Genomic DNA, 19,088 nt, shown 5'->3' on the forward strand with positions numbered 1-19,088 from the left:
GTTTATTATCTTGCTATTTCGAGAGTTCCTGTTACTACCGAAGAATCATCGCCTTTATCAATATGGTAAATATAAGTTCCATTTGATAGGTTTCCATTATTTCCTATGTTCAGCCCTTTATTAGATATTCCTTTAAATACTTTGTCGGTATTATTATATCCTTTTTCTTCATAAACAAGTGTTCCTGTAAACATGGAATATATACTTATTTGATTATTTGGGTATTGATTTATGCATTCTATTACGAACACATCGTTCAGGTTGTCATTATTAGGAGTTATTATTTGGTAAGGGAAAACATCTATTCCTATTGTGAATTCGGTGGAGTTTGTGCATTTATTTTTATCCCATACTTGTACGGTATAATTACCATATGCTGCTTGGGGGATTTCTATGGTATTGTATGTATTACTTTGGGTTTTATTTATCCATATTATGCTGTCTATTTCTGTTATTTCGGAGAAAACGAGAGATGCATTTCCGTTATCTTTTGTGCATTGGGAATTTTTAGTTTTTACTTGAAATATAGGTTTAGAAACAACTTTATTTATGCTAAAAAAGGTTGGTAATGATTGGCATCCGCTTATTCTATCATTTGTTTTAATGAAATAATTTCCGGAATCTAGGGTATTATTTTGTTGTCCTGAGAATATTATTTGATCGGGGTTTTCTTGGTTGTACCAATCGAATGTATATTGTGCTATGTTTTGTGGGATTTGGAGTTCTACACTTCCATTTGGGGTTTTACATTGTGTATTATTTGCATGATTTTTTATGATGGGATTTGATACTTTGGTGGGGTTGAAAATTACTGTGGTAGTATCTATGCTTGTGCATTTACTGCTGTTATTAATAACTATAAGAGTATATTTTTTTTGAGATAGATTGTTGGCTGATAATGAGGAGCTTATTTTTGGTAGAATAGATAAAAGTTCTGTGTTAAAAGTACCGTCTTGTTTAAGAGGAAGAATTCCTTCGTACCATTCAAAAGAAAAGAGATTAATGTTTTCGTTATTTTTTATAATGGCATCTAATTGTGCGTTTCCGTTTTTAGGGGGGCAGTTAGATAATGGTTTTATTTTTTTTATAGCAATTTTAGGAGTTTTTTTTTCATCTTTTATAATAAGAGTTACATAATTTGATATACAATAAATATCTTGTTTATCAAATACTTTTCCATAATATGTTCCACCAGGGAGATTTGAAAGAGTATATCCGTTATAGGTTGCTTTGGATACAAATGCGTCTATAGTTACGTCATTTGGAGAAGGTCCTACGGGAATACCTTTTTCTAGAGGGTTCCATAGGATATGATAATCTGTTAGAATCGATTTTCCGGGAGGGATATTTAGAATATTAGTTACCACTAATCCATTAAAAGGTTCATTACATTTGGTATTAGGGGAGGAGCTTACTATATTTAGATTTAATCTTACAACTGCTTTATTTAAAATTACAAAAGGTTGTGAACTACTACATCCGTTGGTTTTATCTGTAACAAGTACTGAATACGTTCCCGCACTTAGATTAGATATACTTGTAAAATTAGAATTAAAGATATTTCCTGATTCTGTGTACCAATCGTATTTATAATCGCCTATATTTCCGTTGAGAGTTCCTACTTGAATTCCTCCATTTGGTTTTGATGTATTACAATTTGTTACATGTCTTATATTTTTTATTTGAATTTGTGGATATTGTATAGAGGAATCGTTTATGTTAATGGGGATGGTGTATCCTATTGGGCAATTTGCTTTTTTATGGATGGCTTGTAAATAATACTGTCCTTTTCTTAAATTCTTTATTAGAGAGGTATCAGATGTATATTCTAGTTTTTGAATACCATCATAAAAAGAGTATATATTATAAATATAATTTTGCAAAGAGTCATTTTGTCCGTCTTTTAGAATTTGTTTTATATCAATAAGTCCATTTGGGGGTTCACAGATTGTGAGATTGTTTTTTTCTATATATTCGGGATTTATTGTTAGCTGTGGTTGTTTGTTTATAAGAACAGTACTCTGTTCTGATGAGCATCCATTTGTATTGTTTGTGGTTGTAAGAATATAAGTGTTGGCGGGTATGTTATTTAGTATAGTATTTGTGCTTTCGAATCCGTCTTGGGTATTCCATTGGAAGGAGTGATTTTCATTTTCTTTTTCTAATAGTGTAGCTTTTAATATTCCGTTTGCTTCTCCTGATAGGCAGCTTTCATCATTTTTTATATTTTCTATGGTAAAGTTAGGATATGTTGGGATATTTTGAATTTGTTCGGATATAAAACTTACGCAGTTTGTTTTTATATGTGTTACTGTTATACCGTAAGTTGCGCCTGTAAGGTTAGATGCTGTGTATTGGGGATTTATTTGAGAAGCATTAAGTGGTATATTGTTACCTTTGGTCCAAACAAATCGGAAGTTTTTTTGGGATATATCGAAAGTGTCTCGGGGAGAAATTGTTTTGTATGTGTATTCGGATAGTCCTGAAAATCTGAGTGAATCTATAATGATAGTACCGTTTTCTTTTGTTACTACACATGCGTCGTTGTTTTTTATTCTTTTTCCTATAAATTCTATAGCATTATTTATAGAATCTTTTTCTAAATACATTGGTAGGGAAGTGGTGCAGTTGTTTAGGTCATTTACAACGGAGAGAGTATAGAGTCCTTGTTCTTGATTTGTGATAGTTTTTGAGTCATTAATTGTGAGATTTGTTATATTTATGGTGTCATTGCCTATACCTTTATACCATTTTATTGTATATGGGGTATTATTTGGGGTTATTTCTATAGTATCTATGTTGATTTTTCCTACCCCTAATGGTTCTCCTCCTTCGCATCCTTTATCTTTTACAGAAGATGTTATGAAAGTAGGGTATGATCCTGTGCTTTGTATTTGTAAAGATGTGCTATTCACTGTGCAGTATTTTCCTATGCCTGTGAGTTTTGTTGTTTTTATGATGTATGAATTTGTAGGCAGGTCTGCTATTGTTTTTGTGGTTTCTCCAATAATTCTGTTTATGTGGATAGAATCTATTCTATTAGTATTATTTACGGGATAGTAGTGCCATTTATAGTCGGAGATACTTCCGTTGATTCCATTGAGTATTATATTTGAGTTTGTAAAAGTGATGGAGCCATTTCCTATAGTGTCTGTGGGGTTACAAATAGTGTTTGGGGTTACTTGTTGTGGTGGTATAGAGATTTGGGATATGTTCGGAGATGTATTAATAAGAATATTTTTTATATTTTCGCATCCTGCATTATGTGGGGTATTTTTATTTTTTGTAATTTTTATATTATAATATCCTGATGAGAGTTGTGCTAATGAGAGCGTATCATTGGAATTGATGATAGTGCTTCCTCTATTTGTGCTTATGAATAAATTTTTATGAGTGGCAGTATCGCTTATTGATGAGGTGTTTGCTCTATACCATTTTATTTTATAATCTGAATAAGGAGCATTGATAGTTGTTCCATTTTCTGTAAGGTTGAGTTGTATTTGAGCATCTCCTTCGTTATATGAGTTTGTGCAAAAAGTAGATATTGTATTGGTAGCTACGTTTAATATTGGGTTTTGAGTATTATTGATAATGCTTCCTAAGCTTATTGCTTGGGTGCATTGGGTTGTATCATTTTTTACAGTTACAGAATAAGTTCCGTTGTTTGCTCTTTGGATTCTGCTATTTACAAAAATATTATCTGTTACTATTGATGGAGCGGTAACGGATGTTCCATTTTTTCTCCATGTGAAAGAGTAAGGACCGGTGGGTTGATTTGTATTATATTGGTTTACACTTGTTATATTTACTTCACCGTTTGGGGTTGCGGAAGTGCAGTTTGTGTTATTGGTAATAGTATAATTGGTGCTGTTTGATAGAGTTATGGGGTTATTGAAAGACGGTATTTGTAAGGTTGCTTCGGAAGAGCATCCTAATCCATTTCCGAGGGAGTCTATAACTTGTATAGTGTAGTATCTTGTATTTCCTCCTTTTATTCCGATTAATGAGTCTGTATAAATAGAAGTAGTTGGATTTATAGTTTGGGAGACAGAGTTTATTTTTCCTGATCTGATGAGATTGGGGCTTTGCGAATCTATTCCATTGAACCATCTATAAAAATATTTTGTATTTATTTGAAGTGCGGTTAATTGGATGTTTATTTTTGCATTCCCGTTATTCCCTGTTTTACAATAATCATCATTTCTTGCGATAGATATATTAATATTTGGATAGGTGAGATTGGGGTTGATTTGGAGTTCTATGGGTTGTGTTTTGCATCCTGTGTTTTTATGTTCAGCGTATACATAATAATATCCTGCGGTTTTATTTTTAATGCGAGCAGTATTTTCTGCTAATATATTCAGTACTGAGGGGTTTTCATTTATTCCACTTACAAAGTACCCTATGTTATCGTTTGTAAAAGAGAGATCTTTTTGGGAAGTTTCTGTTTTACTTTGGTACCATCTAAATGAAAAGTTAGTGCTGTCGTTAGAGTATTTTGTGGGTGATTTTAGGGATTTTGTTTCTATTATGAGTTCTCCATTTGCTGGTGAGCAGTAGGTTTGGTTTACTATTCTTACACTATCTTTAGAGAGATTGGTATTAGAAGGATCTATTGCGGGTATTATTATATTTTGGGTATAAATACAGTTATTATAGAAATCTACTTCTGCTATAACAGATGAGATGTTTTTCTGTTTATTTGTTATAGTAGATCTTACTTGAGTTCCTGATGTAAAATTATTTGTTCCTGTTATTTTTTGAAAGTAGATGTTGACGGTGTCTGGGTTTGCGGAATTTTTATTTTTAATGGATAGGATGACAGCGGTGTCATTATTTGCTATAAGTGTTTCTCCTTTTCTGAATTGTGGATTTGTGGCAAATATCAGATTTGTAGTAGGTATAGCTCTATCTATGACGGTTATATATTCGTTATTTTGGAATACATCTGCATTTCCACGTGGGAGGAATAGTAAAGAGGATGTATCATTTGCAATAGTGTTTATAGATGCTGAAGCGGTGGTGTATGGGTTCCATTGGGTTAATGGGGTGTTAGGAATATTTTTAAAGAAGCCACCAGATTCTTGTTGGGTAGTAGAAACGTTGAAAGTATTATACCATCGGAATCTTATATTTCCGGGTTGTGTGCTATCACTTGGTATTTTTATGGCTTTTGTTTGGATTTTTCCGTCGGTAGTATATGTGTTTATATTACAGATATTATTTTCTATTGGATTATAGTATTGGAGGACGGGTGCAAAGGTTTTATTTTTAATAGTATCTGTAGCAGCATAGTGCCAGCATTGGGTTCCTGTTTTATTTCGGGCTATTGCTGTGTAATACCCTGGTGGGAGGTTATTTATCAAGGTGGTATCTCCTGCGGAGATTGCTTGCAGAGTATTTGTTTGGGATGCATTTGTAAAATTATGCTGAAATGTTCCAAAATTTCCTAAGGTTCCATTTGTTATGTATTTTGCGGGAAAAGCATATTGTTTTCCATTAAAATAAAAAGGTTTTGGGACTAAAATTCCTCTTGCTACACTATCTTGTGTAGAAGGTGTTACCCCATTTCTAAATATGTAGATGTCAAAAGTAGTTATATCATCATTTCTTCCTGTTGCAAACCCTAATCTACTCATGTTTTTTGTGGTTGTATTTACACTTAGTGTATCATCTTGTATGGATACGAGAGCATTTCCATTTTCTGTGCAAGATTCTATTTGTTGCAATGATTTTATTTGGGTAGTTTGTTGTCCTAAAAATCTGAGTTGGAAAGATTCTTGGTAACGACATCTAGAAATAGGGTCTTGTATCAATAAGGAGTATGTTCCTGCGGGGATTTGTGCTAATATAAGAAAAGTTTTAGATGTGAGTATGCTGTCTTTTCTATAAAGAAGAGGGGAGGAGTTGATGCCTGTTTGTAAAAATGTTACAAGGGTATTGTGCGATAAGGAATCAGATGTAGCATTTTTTGTTTTGTCTTGCGTTCCTTCGTACCAAAGATACTTATATCCTATTCCATTGTTTCGTAGTCCATTTATTTCGGTATGGATTTCTCCTGAGTTGGTGTTACAATCGCCTGGAATGTTTCCTCCTAATACTGTATAATTTGGTGATGCAAAAGATTGGTTTTTTATTTTTCCTGTTCCATTATCTGTAAAGATAGTATTTGGTTTTTGAGGTATATTATTATCTATGGTTATAAAAAGTGGTTGTATTATTTCACATCGAGAAGTGCTATCTTTTACCCATACTGTATATTTATCGGCAGCTAATCGTATCAAAGAATCTTTTCCGTTTCTCATAGATATTATCCCAGAGTTAATTGTATATGGTCGTGTAATATGTGAGTTTGGGATAGAGGTATTAGAAAGAGTTATGCTTCCATTTGGGATAATTTTTTGAGATGGGTCAGGAGAAGTAATTTCGCCCAAGTACCATTCGTAGGTGTATTCGGGTTTGTACCCTATGGGGGTTCCGTTTGTAAATCCGTTATTTATAACTTCTACAACAGCAGTTCCATCGGGTGGGTTGCATTCTTGTTGTGCGGTTTTATTTTTCAATTGTGAGTTTATGTTTGGGGTAGATTTTTTTACAACAGTAGATCGGGCAGCGAAACACTGTGTAACACTGTCTGTTACTTTTACTGTGTATGTATTTTGGGATATATTTGATAGGTTGCGGGTAATGCAGCTTTGGCAGATAGGGGTTGTAACTATGTCACTACCCGTGTACCAGTTCCAATTATATTTTCTATTTGGGATTTCATTCAGAATATCAAAGGTTATTTCAGCATTATCGTTTGCAAGGATAGGAGTGCAGTTTGTATTATCTTTTAGGGTATTTGCTTGTAATTCTATGGTGAGAGCATCTCTATCTGATGTTACGTGGAGGACGGTATCTCTTGTTCTGCATCCTGTATTTTCATCTACTACTCTTAGGGTATAATATCCTGTATCTAAATTTTGAATAAACGTGGTATCTGCTCCTTGTACTGTTGCAATTGTAGTAGTACTTGTGCTTCGTACGGATCCTTTTTTGTGAGTGATAGTATCTCCGTTAAATATTTTTTTAGAAGAAAGTGGGGGAATAGTTGTTCCCCAGTACCATTGATAATCATAGTTTCCTGTTCCATTTACTATATTTTGTAGTCCAATGCTGCCATTTGGATATAATGGGCTGGGAGTACATACATTTACGGGATAGGCACTTTCATTTTGAAAAGAAGTATATTCGGGATATCTGATGCTATCTGTAACATTCAGCACAAAAAAAGTTGTGTCGCATCCATTTATATTATCTGCTATATTTACTATATATGTCTGTGAAGTGGGGATTTGATTCAATGTATTAGATTGAATATATGGTTTATTTGCTTGTTGGTCGGTGGAAGATATTCTATTTACTTCAGGATTATTTATATCTATATTTTGTGCATAATACCATTTATATTGATAGTTTTGAATAGAATTTTGAGCATTAGTAGGTATTGCTTTTAAAACTCCATTAAATTTATGAGTTACAGCGGTATCGCATATAGAATTTGTTTTCCTATTTATTGAGAAGGTTGGTTTTTTTAATTTATCTAATAAGAACGCATCTACAATATCAGATGCGCATTTTGTTTCGTTATGTATGACACGAAGAGTATAGTTACCACCTCTTAATTGTCCTGTGTTTTTTGTATTAGATATAATTGCACCACTGTTTTCACGCCACTGAAATATAAAATTATTAGTATCAGAGGTTATGATTGTATTATTATAGAGGAGTCGAACGTTAATTTTCCCATTGGAAATAGTACATCCTGTATTTGGAGTGGTTACTATGGAATCCAAGATAGGTTTTATTTGTTCATTTACAACTGTAATATTAGTGCTATCTATACAGTTATTATAAGTATTTGTTACTTTTACTTTATAGGTGCCTGAATCTAATCCTGATAATACAGATCTGTTAGAGTCGCCTAAATACAAGAAAGATGATACTTTTTCCCATTGATATGTATGAGGATTGTTAAGAGCATTTAAAACATTTACAGATATTACCCCTGTGGGTGTTCCACCAAAACAGGAGTTATTTTTTTTTACGAGATTAGTACTGAGTACAGGATTTATAATACTGTCTCTGACTGTAATAGGAGTATATTCGGATTCACATCCACCATATTCGGGTTTTAATTTTACTTTTACATAATAAGTAGCTCCCATTGCTCCATTCCATTTTCCATTCAGATGTGTTAAGGAATCTGCTGTTTCTATTCTTACTATAGAGGATGCATTAGGATAAATATTATTCAATTGAGGATTGTACCAATTTATTGTATAATGAGAAATGTCATTAGATATTTCGGGACTGGGTCTTATGAATATTTTTATTTTTCCATTAAAAGAATTTATATCGCAAGATGTATTTTTAGAGATTTTATGTGGTAAGAATCTAATTATTTGATCGTCTTTCAGAATAGTAACATTAATAGGGGTGGTAGAGCATTTGCTGGATTGGTTTATTGCTGTAATACTATATTGAACAGTTCCATTGAGTTTTTGAAAGGTGTAAATGGTCGCTATGCTATCTGGATTATAATATGCTACCACTGTTGTATCGGTTCCATTGGGGGCTGTTAGTCTAATAGAGTATTGGGTAGTTGCGTTATCGTTTTGTGCTTGTATTTTTAGAGTAATACTTCCATTGGGGATTGAGCAGGAGGTGTGATTTGTTTTTCTGAATGATATTTGAGGAGTATCTAGTTCTGTTTTTATATCAAATATATAAGGGTTTGTTTGGCATCCGGTAATATTATTTCTATATAAAAAGGAATATCTTCCATTTTGTAAGGTATGAAATATTCCATCTAAAGAACCATAATCAGGAACAATAGTATTATCTCTCACTAAAATAGTAGGATTTCCTTTATATATTCTAAAGTCGGATAATTTAGTATTTCCATTATTGAGATATTCTATAAATTTAAAAGAAACAGCATCCACAAAAGATCCTCTTGTGTTGTCATCGGGTATTTCTCCGACTAATGTTTTTTGTGATTCTAAAATAAATCTTGTTACGTATTGACCTTCAGGAACAACGTAGAAACCACTGTCTTTTTCCCATGCATCAACAGATTGTAATTGTTTTTCAAAATTTGCAGAAGAGGGGCTACCTATCTTTATTAACAAATAATCTAAACCTATCGTCTGAGTATATGCGAGTTTCCATTCAAATTTACTGCCAGGCGATGTAATAATATCGTAATACACTATAGAATCATTTACCTTTATAAATTGACTGTTTGTGTTGGTATGACGGTATGGGTCTATTCCTAAAGCATTCCCGTCTCTTAGGTAAGTAATAGTACCTTTTGGAGATAACCACTCAGTAAGGTTACTCACCGATATTTCTTGAATATTATCCCCATCGAGAGACATAAGAGGAAAATTAAATCCTCCATTACTATTATTATTTTTATAATCTATTCCTATGGGTTGAGAAAATATTTTTATACTATCAAAAATTTGTAAAGCATTAGATGCATCTAACATTCCATTTTTATTGAAGATATCACAACTGGTATTATTATTTCGTCTGATGTGATTTGTGTCCATAGGGTATGGGGGGGTACTAAGATCTCTAATGCTGGTGGTATCTGTAGAAGAGCAACCACTGGAATCTTCTGTAACTTTGACTGTGTATCTACCGGGTGGAGCCGCTAAAAGAGTATTCTTTAAATAACCCGTATTTTGATTTGGTATGGGAAGCGACAGTACATCGGAAAGTCCTCTATAAAAATTATATGTGTAGTTTTTTGATGTGCGTGTTAAAACTTGTGCTGTAATGCTCCCATTTCCAAGAAGTACATTTTGTCCAACACAAAAAGTATTATTTGTATGAGAGAGTGAAAACGATGGTCTATCCGTGCTATCTCTTATCTGTAACGGTATAGGAAGGGATTCACAATTAGATGCGTTTATTCCAACGCATATATAGTTTCCAGAGCGTCTATTTGTCAGAATATTATTACTTTCTCCTGCTATTATAAACTCGTCTTCTTGTTGTGTTCCCGAATACCATTTATAATCAAGATTACCATTAACTCCTAAAGATTGTGCTTCTATTATTCCTGAATTTGGGTTAACACAACTGGTTATGTGTTGTGTTACATTGGCTGTAATGACGGGTATTGTTTGTGTAGACGTTACAGTTTTTGATTTTTCAGATTGGCATCCTGATATATTATTTTTTACGATAACTTTATAAGGAAATGCACTCAAGGAAGTAGCTTTAGATCCGTATGATATTTGTTCTAAATCGTAATACCAGTTAATTTCATAATCTGTAACAGGTAGTGTTGTAGCGGTATCAAGGGAAGAGTTATAAATAGATACTTGTAACTCTCCATCAGGGTTGGCACAATTGGTCAGAGGATGAGTTTCTTTTAGTTGAAAATAAGGATTATTTGTTATTTTTTTGATGAGCAGTGTATCAGATTGGGAACAATTAGTATTTTGTTTTTGGACTAGTACTGTATAAAGAGAATCTTTCATAGAAGTAGCAGTATGTCCTAATATAATAGATTCTACATTGGTGTTATTTGCATAATACCAATTAAAATCATAACCATCGGTTGTTTCTTCTTTAATGAGAGGGGCTGTCCCTTCTATTTTTGCATACTCTACTCTAAATTTTTCCGTATTTTCATTAGAAAAAAATCTGATTTGTATTATTATATCATCAAGAGAAGCAGAAGTAGTAGGTGTGATAGTAAATGAATTGTTGTAAGTTCCAAAGTTTCCCGATACTTTTGGGCAAGTCCCATTACATAATGTATTAGAAAAATCTTCCCCGTTTCGAGAAACCCATACCTCAAATCTATCTTCTGTCTCAAAACTTCCTAAGGCTCGTATGATTAAACTCACTGTCACATCTGATTTCGCTTCGTTAGTAATGATTCTACCTGTAAGATTATTGGTATTACTCCAAGAAGAACCATTATAGGAAGTTCCTAAATGTAATACAGTGGCATCAGTAGAAGTACTGTTGTTTGTGTTCGTTATATCACTATTAGTATTGATTATTTCTATAAATTTATTACCGTTGAGGGAATTAATTTTTGCTGATGCAGCATTATTTTTAAAAACCCCCCATATATTTTCTGTAGTACTGTTTGTACTGTTTTGTGCATTGTTTGCTTCTGTATCAAAATTCTGCTCCCATAATACAGTTTTTCCACCTGAGTATTTTTCAATCCATAATTTTGCAGAGCCATTATTGGGTTTGGTATTATCACATTTATAGTTGTTACTTATTTTTAATTTTTTAAGATTAAATTTTTTACATCCTACATTTATATTTACCCAAGCAGTATCACATTTTCCAAAACAACTCGTCCCATCAGGAACATCACATATCTGATATTGGAGTGAATCTTTACCGGAAAAATATATATTAGGAACATAGACCAATGAATCTCCCACAATACTCACAGAACCATTACTTGGAGGAGTTGTTATCTGAGTAAGGTAGGTAGCAAGTGTATTTATGTCATTTTTTAATACAGGTAAAGATATTGTGGTATCGGCATTCACATTATAAGAATCATTTGTAGCAGAAACAGTAGCATTTGTTTCTAAACAAATGGTTTGAACACTTGTTATATTGGTATTTTGAGTCGCAATAAATCCGATATTTGCTGCTGCTAATTGAGAACTTGAAAAACCGGATTCATTAGTTATGTTTCCTGTTTTTTTTAATACCAATCCACCATTTATATAGAGTTCTAAGGTATGAGATCCTCCTCCATTAGGTATCCAAACGATAGTAGCCGCATAACAAGTCCCATCAGATATATCATTCTTAGTAGGATGAAGACGAGCAGTAGTCACATTTCCTGATGGAGTATTCAAATTTTCAGGAGAACAAACATTTCCATTATAAAAAAGAGCCGCATGATCGTATGATGGTTCTAATTGAGTACAGGCATTCTGACCTTGGTACAAATCAAATTCTAAATTAATAGAGGGAGATATTTTTGAATTTTGTAAAGTTCCCGTTCCGAATGCGTACGGCTTATCACTTATAGCATCTGTTCCTCTGTTGTCTCCTTGTATCACGAAGGCAAAACCCTCCCCAGCTAATGAGCCTTGATCACCTGTATGAAAGGTAAAATCAACTCGGAATGCAGATGATAAATCTACCGTAGAAGGAAACCAAACCCTTGTAAATTCTCCCGCATTAGCACTCCCATCTGATAATTGATAACATCTAGTAGAAAATTGAACCGCATTATTTTCCGGTTGTCCGGGCTGAACAATATTATTAAAAGTAAGCCCATTATTTCCTAAACGAGTGTAGTTATTGTAAGAACTGGGAACCTGAGCATATAAAAAATTTGTTATTCCTATTGTTAATAATAAAAGTAGTATTTTAGTCCTCATTGCGTATCTGTAATTAAGTTATTAAGTGATATTTGAAATATTATAAATAAAATTGTATTTACTCTGTTAAATTATGAAATGTAAATAGTTACATTTTTTATACATAAATAATACTTTTTGTTTAAAAAATATATATATTAAAAAAAATAATATATTTTTTCATTTTTTATACAATAAAACTATAAATATATGTTTCTTTTATAAAAAAAAGAAATATATTCTTTTTTTTCTGCATTTGTATTTTAAGGTTTAAGGAAAGTTCTAAAAATGAATTTGGAGAAAGTACCACACTCTCATAAATAAAAAAATGAAAATAGCATTTGATGCGAAAAGATTATACCACAATAATACAGGTCTGGGACATTACAGCCGAACTCTCGTTTCCTCATTAGCAGAATATTTTCCTAAAAACGAATATATACTATGCACCCCCAAGATGAGTACAAAATATAGTATACATCATCCCTCTATCCAAAATATGACTCCGCATCATGGAGCGGAAAAATTATTTCCTTCCCTTTGGAGAATAAAATGGGTCAGTGATATGTTGGAAAAACAAAAAACAGATATATTTCACGGACTGAGCAATGAAATTCCCTTTGGTATAGAAACAAAAATGAAAACAGTGGTAACCATTCATGACCTCATTTTTGAACGATTTCCCCAGTATTTTAATCCCATAGACGTTCTTATATACAGAAAAAAATTTAAATATGCATGCAAGAATGCTCATAGCATCATCGCTGTGAGCCAACAGACCAAAGCAGACATACAAAACATATACGGTATACATCCCAATAAAATACATACATGCTATCAAAGTTGTAATCCTCTTTTTGAAAAAGAAGTAGACACTACTACAAAAGAATACATAAAAAAAAAATACTCTTTACCCGATAGATTTTTTCTCTATGTGGGTTCTATTACAGAGAGAAAAAATTTACTGCTTCTCTGTCAGGCATTAAAAATAAGAGAAGATGTAAACCAGATTCCCTTAGTAGTGATAGGAAATGGAACATCTTATAAAGAAAAAGTGAAGCAATTCCTCAAAAAAAATAATATGGAACAAAGAGTTATCTTTCTCTCTGAAGATCCTATCATGAGTAGATACTCAGGATTATTAGATTCTTCGGACTTCCCTGCTATCTACCAACAAGCACTCTGTATGATATACCCTTCTTTTTTTGAAGGATTTGGGATACCTCTCCTAGAAGCAATGTGGAGTAAGATTCCTATTATTTGCAGTAATACTTCCTCTCTTCCCGAAGTGGTCGGTGATGCTTCTCTCTTTATTAACCCCCTTGAAAAAGAAGACCTTGCAGATGCTCTTTTAAGAATAACAAAAGAGAAATCCCTCAGAGAACAGTGCATACAAAAGGGGATACTCTACGCTCAAAAATTCTCTCGATTAGAATGCGCAAAATCTGTTCATAAAATATACGAATATCTCCATCAAAACACATAAAATTGTGTACTTTTTCTATTCTTGCTACATTTTCATTTCATACTCAAATCATACTTTTTTATAAAACTATTCACTTTTATTTATGAAAACAAACAAAATTATAGTTATTCTTTGCTTAATACAGATATATGTATCCTTTTCTTGCTTTGCCCAAACCCCTGTATCAGAAAAAAACACAAATAGATCCATAGAAACAGGAAAAGCACTTTACCATACTAAAAACTATTCCGCAGCATATCTCATTTTTGAAAACGTTCTGCAACAATACCTTCCCCCATCAGAAAGAGCAGTAATGGAATACTATTATGCTTCTACTTCTTTGAAACTGTTCCATTCGGATGGAGAAAAAAAAAGTATTCTTTTTATAGAAACCAATACAGAAAATCCCCTTGCTCAAAAACTTACTTTAGATCTGGCACACAAATATTACCAAGATCAAGATTATTCCAATGCATGTAAATATTACCAATTAGTAAATAAAAACCTTTTATCCCCAGAGGCAGCAGAATTATACTCGTTTCAATACGCATATTCTCTCTTTTATCAAAAAGAATTTGAAAAAGCACTTTCCCTGTTTCTTTTGCTTACAACGGAAGAAAGCGAATTCAAAATACCCTCCCTCTATTACAGCGGCTACATTGTGTATCACCAAAATAAATACGAGCAATCTCTATCCTATTTGCAACAAATAGATACTTGCGAAGGATATAAAAGAATCGTTCCCGAAATGATATCGGGCATTCTCTATGTTCAAAAAAAGTACAACTCTTGCATAGAATACGCTACCCCATTTGTGTACGAAAAAAAAGAATCTAAAAATCCCCACGAAATATCTCTCATCGTTGCCCATGCGTATTTTGACACCAAAGATTATCAAAACGCTCTCAAGTATTACGAGAGATACATGAAAAAATTAGACAAAAAACCAACAGCATCTCTCTTATATAGAATTTCGCTTTCCTACTATTACACAGAAAACTATGAGCAGGCAGTCGAAAATTTTAAATACGTAGCATTAGAAACAGACACATTAGCCCAACTCAGCTCTTATTATTTAGGAGAACTCTATTATAAAAATAATAACAAACCATTTAGTATCAGTGCTTTTGAAAAAGCATCTTCTTATCCATACAATAAAGAAATTCAAGAATTAGCCCATCTGAAACTCATTCAAAACTACATAGAAATAGGGGAATACACAACCGCTATAGATAGATTATTATTTTTTCAAAAGTCATTCCCTGCCTCCTCTCATTTAGAAGAAATAAACCATCTCCTACCCGAAGTATACATCCTCGTAAATGATTATAATAAAGCAATTTCCTATTTTGAATCTGTGTCATTGAAAACCGATAGGATTAAAAAAGCATATCAAAAAACTTCTTTTTTGAAAGGAATAGAAGAATATAATAATGAAAACGTAGAAAATGCTATCCAACACTTCAAAAACTCACTCCAATACCCTCTAGATTCTCTCTTGGTATTTGATTCTTACTTTTGGATAGGAGAATCATACAGTGTGCTTTTAGATTATCCTCTGGCAGAACAATACTACCGCAATGCTTCTACTCATATCCAAAAAAAAACTCGTTTTTTGTATCATTTTTATTACGGAATCGGTTATGCTCTTTACAACCAAAAAAAATACAGCGAAGCCCTCTCTTTTTTTCTCTCATATAAAAATAATTCTCAAAATGAAAATACCTCCGAAGTTACTACTCGCATAGCAGACTGCTATTATACAATGAAAGAGTATGAAAAAGCATCTGCATTCTATGAAAAAGCAAAAAAAGAAAATGCCAAAGAAATAGATTATATTCTTTTTCAACAAGGGATTTTATTCGTTTTATTAGACAAAAAAGAAGAAGCAGAACAAATGCTCAAAAAACTTATACAAGAAATGCCTGAATCAAATTATGTAGACGACGCATCCTTTGAAATAGCACAAATGCAATTTGAGTCGGGCAAGTATCCCATTGCTCAAAAACTCTTTACCGATTTTATTGATACATACTCCCAAAGCTCTTTTATTCCTTATGCTCTCATAAAAAGAGCCACCTGTTTTTCTAATAATTTAGAATACGAAAAAGCGGGAGAAGATTATAAAACAATTCTTACCAAATATCCCAACCACCTACTCTCTCAAAGTGCATTATTGGGTTTACAAAAAATATACCAAACTCTCAATAAAAATGAAGAATTAGACAAAGCCATAGCCATATATAAAACAAATAATGCTACTAATAGCACCATAGAAAGTGTGGAGTTTGAAAGAGCAAAAAATGCCTATTTCCAAGAAAAATATACTGACGCAGCTTCTCTTTTTTCTATATTCGCTACTACCTATTCCAATAGCAAATATCTACCCGAAGCCGCTTATTACAGAGCAGAAAGTTATTTTCGACTACACGACTTTGAAAATGCTTTTAAAATATATACAGAAATAGAGACTTCTCCCAATCCTCTTTTTCTCAATAGATGCATACCACGAATTGCAGAAATAGAATTATACAAAAAAAATTATCTTTCCGCCCTTATCTATTTTAAAAAACTCATATCTATTGCTCAAAATAAAAAAGAGAAATTTATAGCACGAGAAGGCATTATGAGAACGTATTTTATGCTTGCAGAATATGACTCTACGCTTCTTTATGCAGGTGCTATCCTTGGGGATGATAAAATAACTATTAATGCTCATAATCAAGCCGTCTTATACAGAGGAAAGGTTTTTTTTGAAACCAAAAATTATCCCGCTGCTACCGATGAATTTATTAATCTTCTGAACGAAGCAAAAGATATATATGCAGCCGAAGCCCAGTACTATATTGCTCTCATCTTTTTCCATCAAAAAAAATACAAATCCTCTTTGGATATTCTTTTTGATTTCAAAAAAAACTTCTCTTATTATGAATATTGGTTAGGAAAATCCTTTCTTTTAATGGCTGATAACTACATAGAAATGCAGGAACTCTTTCAAGCAAAAGCAACTCTGCAATCTATTATAAAAAAATCTCCCCTCGAAGAAATAAAAAAACAAGCGATGGACAAAATGATTCTTATTGAAAGAAAAGAAACCGATACCATACTCCAAAAAGATACTGTCAATACCCATATAAAATAACACAGTTTTTAAACCTTAATAGAAAAGTATACCAATTATTTATTCAACTTTATTCATTAACAAAGAGAAGTTTTTTAATTATTTTTTATTATGTTTTAAACAAATACTTTAACATTATAAAAGACCGTTGCGAAACTAAAAAACACGTCTTATTTTTACATAAATTTTCCCCTAAATCCCTTAAAATCAGAGATTTATTGCATATAGAATTATCGTTTCGCAACAGTCTTACATATGTAATTTTAAACCTATTGATAATCAAAGAGTTACAAAACTACAAACGTGCTAAAAGCGACTTTTCGGACACTCTCGTTTAATAATTCTGAATCTCCTCTTTTTAAGGAAAGGGGTCGTTTATTATTACATGGGGAGACACAGTGCATTGTGTCTTTGCGGTATATTTGTTTTTTTAAATTTACACAAAAGACACGAAGTATAAAATAATTCATAGTTCAAGACAAGCCCTCACAAAATCTACAAAAAGTGGATGAGGATTGAGTACTGTACTTTTTAATTCGGGGTGAAATTGACAGCCAATAAACCATGGATGACCTTGTAATTCCATTATTTCCACTAAACCCATCTCTTCATTTTTTCCTGTTATTATAAATCCCGCTTTTTCAAACATATCACTATACGCATTATTGAATTCATAACGATGCCTATGTCTTTCGGAAATAATATCTGCGTTTTTATATATATGATATGTTTTTGTTCCCCTCTTTATAGTACAGTTATAAGCTCCCAAACGCATAGTCCCACCTAGTTGCTTTACTTTTTTTTGCTCTTCCATAAGATTTATAACCGGATTTTTCGTATCCTCGTTCATTTCTGTAGAGCTTGCATCGGGTAAAAGCAAAATATTTCTCGCAAATTCCACCACAGCACTTTGAAAACCAAGACATATTCCTAAAAAAGGAATTTTATGTTCGCGAGCATACTGCACTGCTAATAGTTTTCCTTCCCATCCCCTCTCTCCAAAGCCAGGTGCTACTAAGATTCCGTTACAAGATTGCAGCTGGTTGTGAATATTCTTTGTATCTATCTCTTCAGAATGAATCCATACAATATTGACCCTACAATTATGAGCAACCCCTCCGTGTATCAAAGATTCTGAAATGGACTTATAGGAATCTTTCAGTTGGACATACTTTCCAATAAGGGCTATTTTTATTTCACACTTGTAATTTTTAAGGGTATTGACAAAAGATTCCCATGCTTCCATACGAATTTCTGTATTTGTATCTATATAAAGTTTTTCTAAAACTCTTTTGTCTAACTTTTCTCTTTGCATTAAAAGAGGCACGTCATAAATAGTTTCTACATTTATTGCTTCTATAACACAGTCATTGGGAACATTTCCAAAAAGGGCGATTTTTTTTCTTATCTCTTCGTTCAAATGATGTTCTTCTGTCCTACAAACCAGTATATCGGGCTGTATCCCTAACTCTAATAATGCTTTTACAGAGTGCTGAGTAGGTTTTGTTTTTAATTCTCCTGTTGCAATGAGATAAGGAACAAGAGTAAGATGTATGCAAACACAATTTTTTCCTCCCAATTCGTGCTTTGCCTGCCGAACTGCCTCTATAAATGGTAATGACTCAATATCTCCAACAGTTCCGCCTATTTCTGTGATAATAATATCGTATTTATTCTGATTCCCCAGCTTAAAAAAATGCTCTTTTATCTCATCTGTAATATGAGGAACCACCTGCACGGTCTTTCCTTTGTAATAACCATTTCTTTCTTTTTGAATCACATTATAATAGATTCGCCCTGTGGTAATATTATTTGCTTGAGAGGTATAAATATTGAGAAATCTCTCATAATGCCCCAAATCTAGGTCTGTTTCTGCTCCATCTTCTGTCACAAAGCATTCCCCATGTTCTATAGGATTCAAAGTTCCCGGATCTATATTGATATAAGGGTCAAACTTTTGAATAGTCACCGATAATCCCCTCTCTTGTAATAGCTTTGCTAAAGATGCAGCTATAATTCCCTTTCCTAAGGAAGAGGTGACTCCTCCCGTTATAAAAATATACTTTGTACTCTTTGTGTTTTCTAATAGCAT

4 protein-coding genes are annotated in these 19,088 nt (G+C 32.8%); 2 read left to right on the forward strand and 2 right to left on the reverse strand.

All coding sequences use genetic code 11. The features are described 5' to 3' along the window. Positions 1-5: 5 nt before the first annotated feature. The gene (locus tag QM536_02365; protein ID MDI9355855.1) at positions 6-12,431 is read right to left on the reverse strand and encodes a gliding motility-associated C-terminal domain-containing protein; all 12,426 of its coding nucleotides are present in this window, start codon (positions 12,429-12,431) and stop codon (positions 6-8) included. A gap of 307 nt (positions 12,432-12,738) precedes the next feature. Between QM536_02365 and QM536_02370 the strand changes: the two genes are divergently transcribed. Continuing rightward, positions 12,739-13,896, forward strand: coding sequence for a glycosyltransferase family 1 protein (locus QM536_02370; protein MDI9355856.1), 1,158 nt, complete (start codon positions 12,739-12,741; stop codon positions 13,894-13,896). Between the two features lie 82 nt (positions 13,897-13,978). Next, complete coding sequence (locus QM536_02375) at positions 13,979-17,017, forward strand: tetratricopeptide repeat protein (protein MDI9355857.1); 3,039 nt, start codon at positions 13,979-13,981, stop codon at positions 17,015-17,017. A gap of 445 nt (positions 17,018-17,462) precedes the next feature. Here the strand turns inward: QM536_02375 and QM536_02380 are convergent, their stop codons facing one another. Next, complete coding sequence (locus QM536_02380) at positions 17,463-19,088, reverse strand: CTP synthase (protein MDI9355858.1); 1,626 nt, start codon at positions 19,086-19,088, stop codon at positions 17,463-17,465.

It is taken from the genome of Chitinophagaceae bacterium (assembly GCA_030053935.1).
In the GTDB taxonomy this organism is placed as follows: Bacteria; Bacteroidota; Bacteroidia; order Cytophagales; family JASGCU01; genus JASGCU01.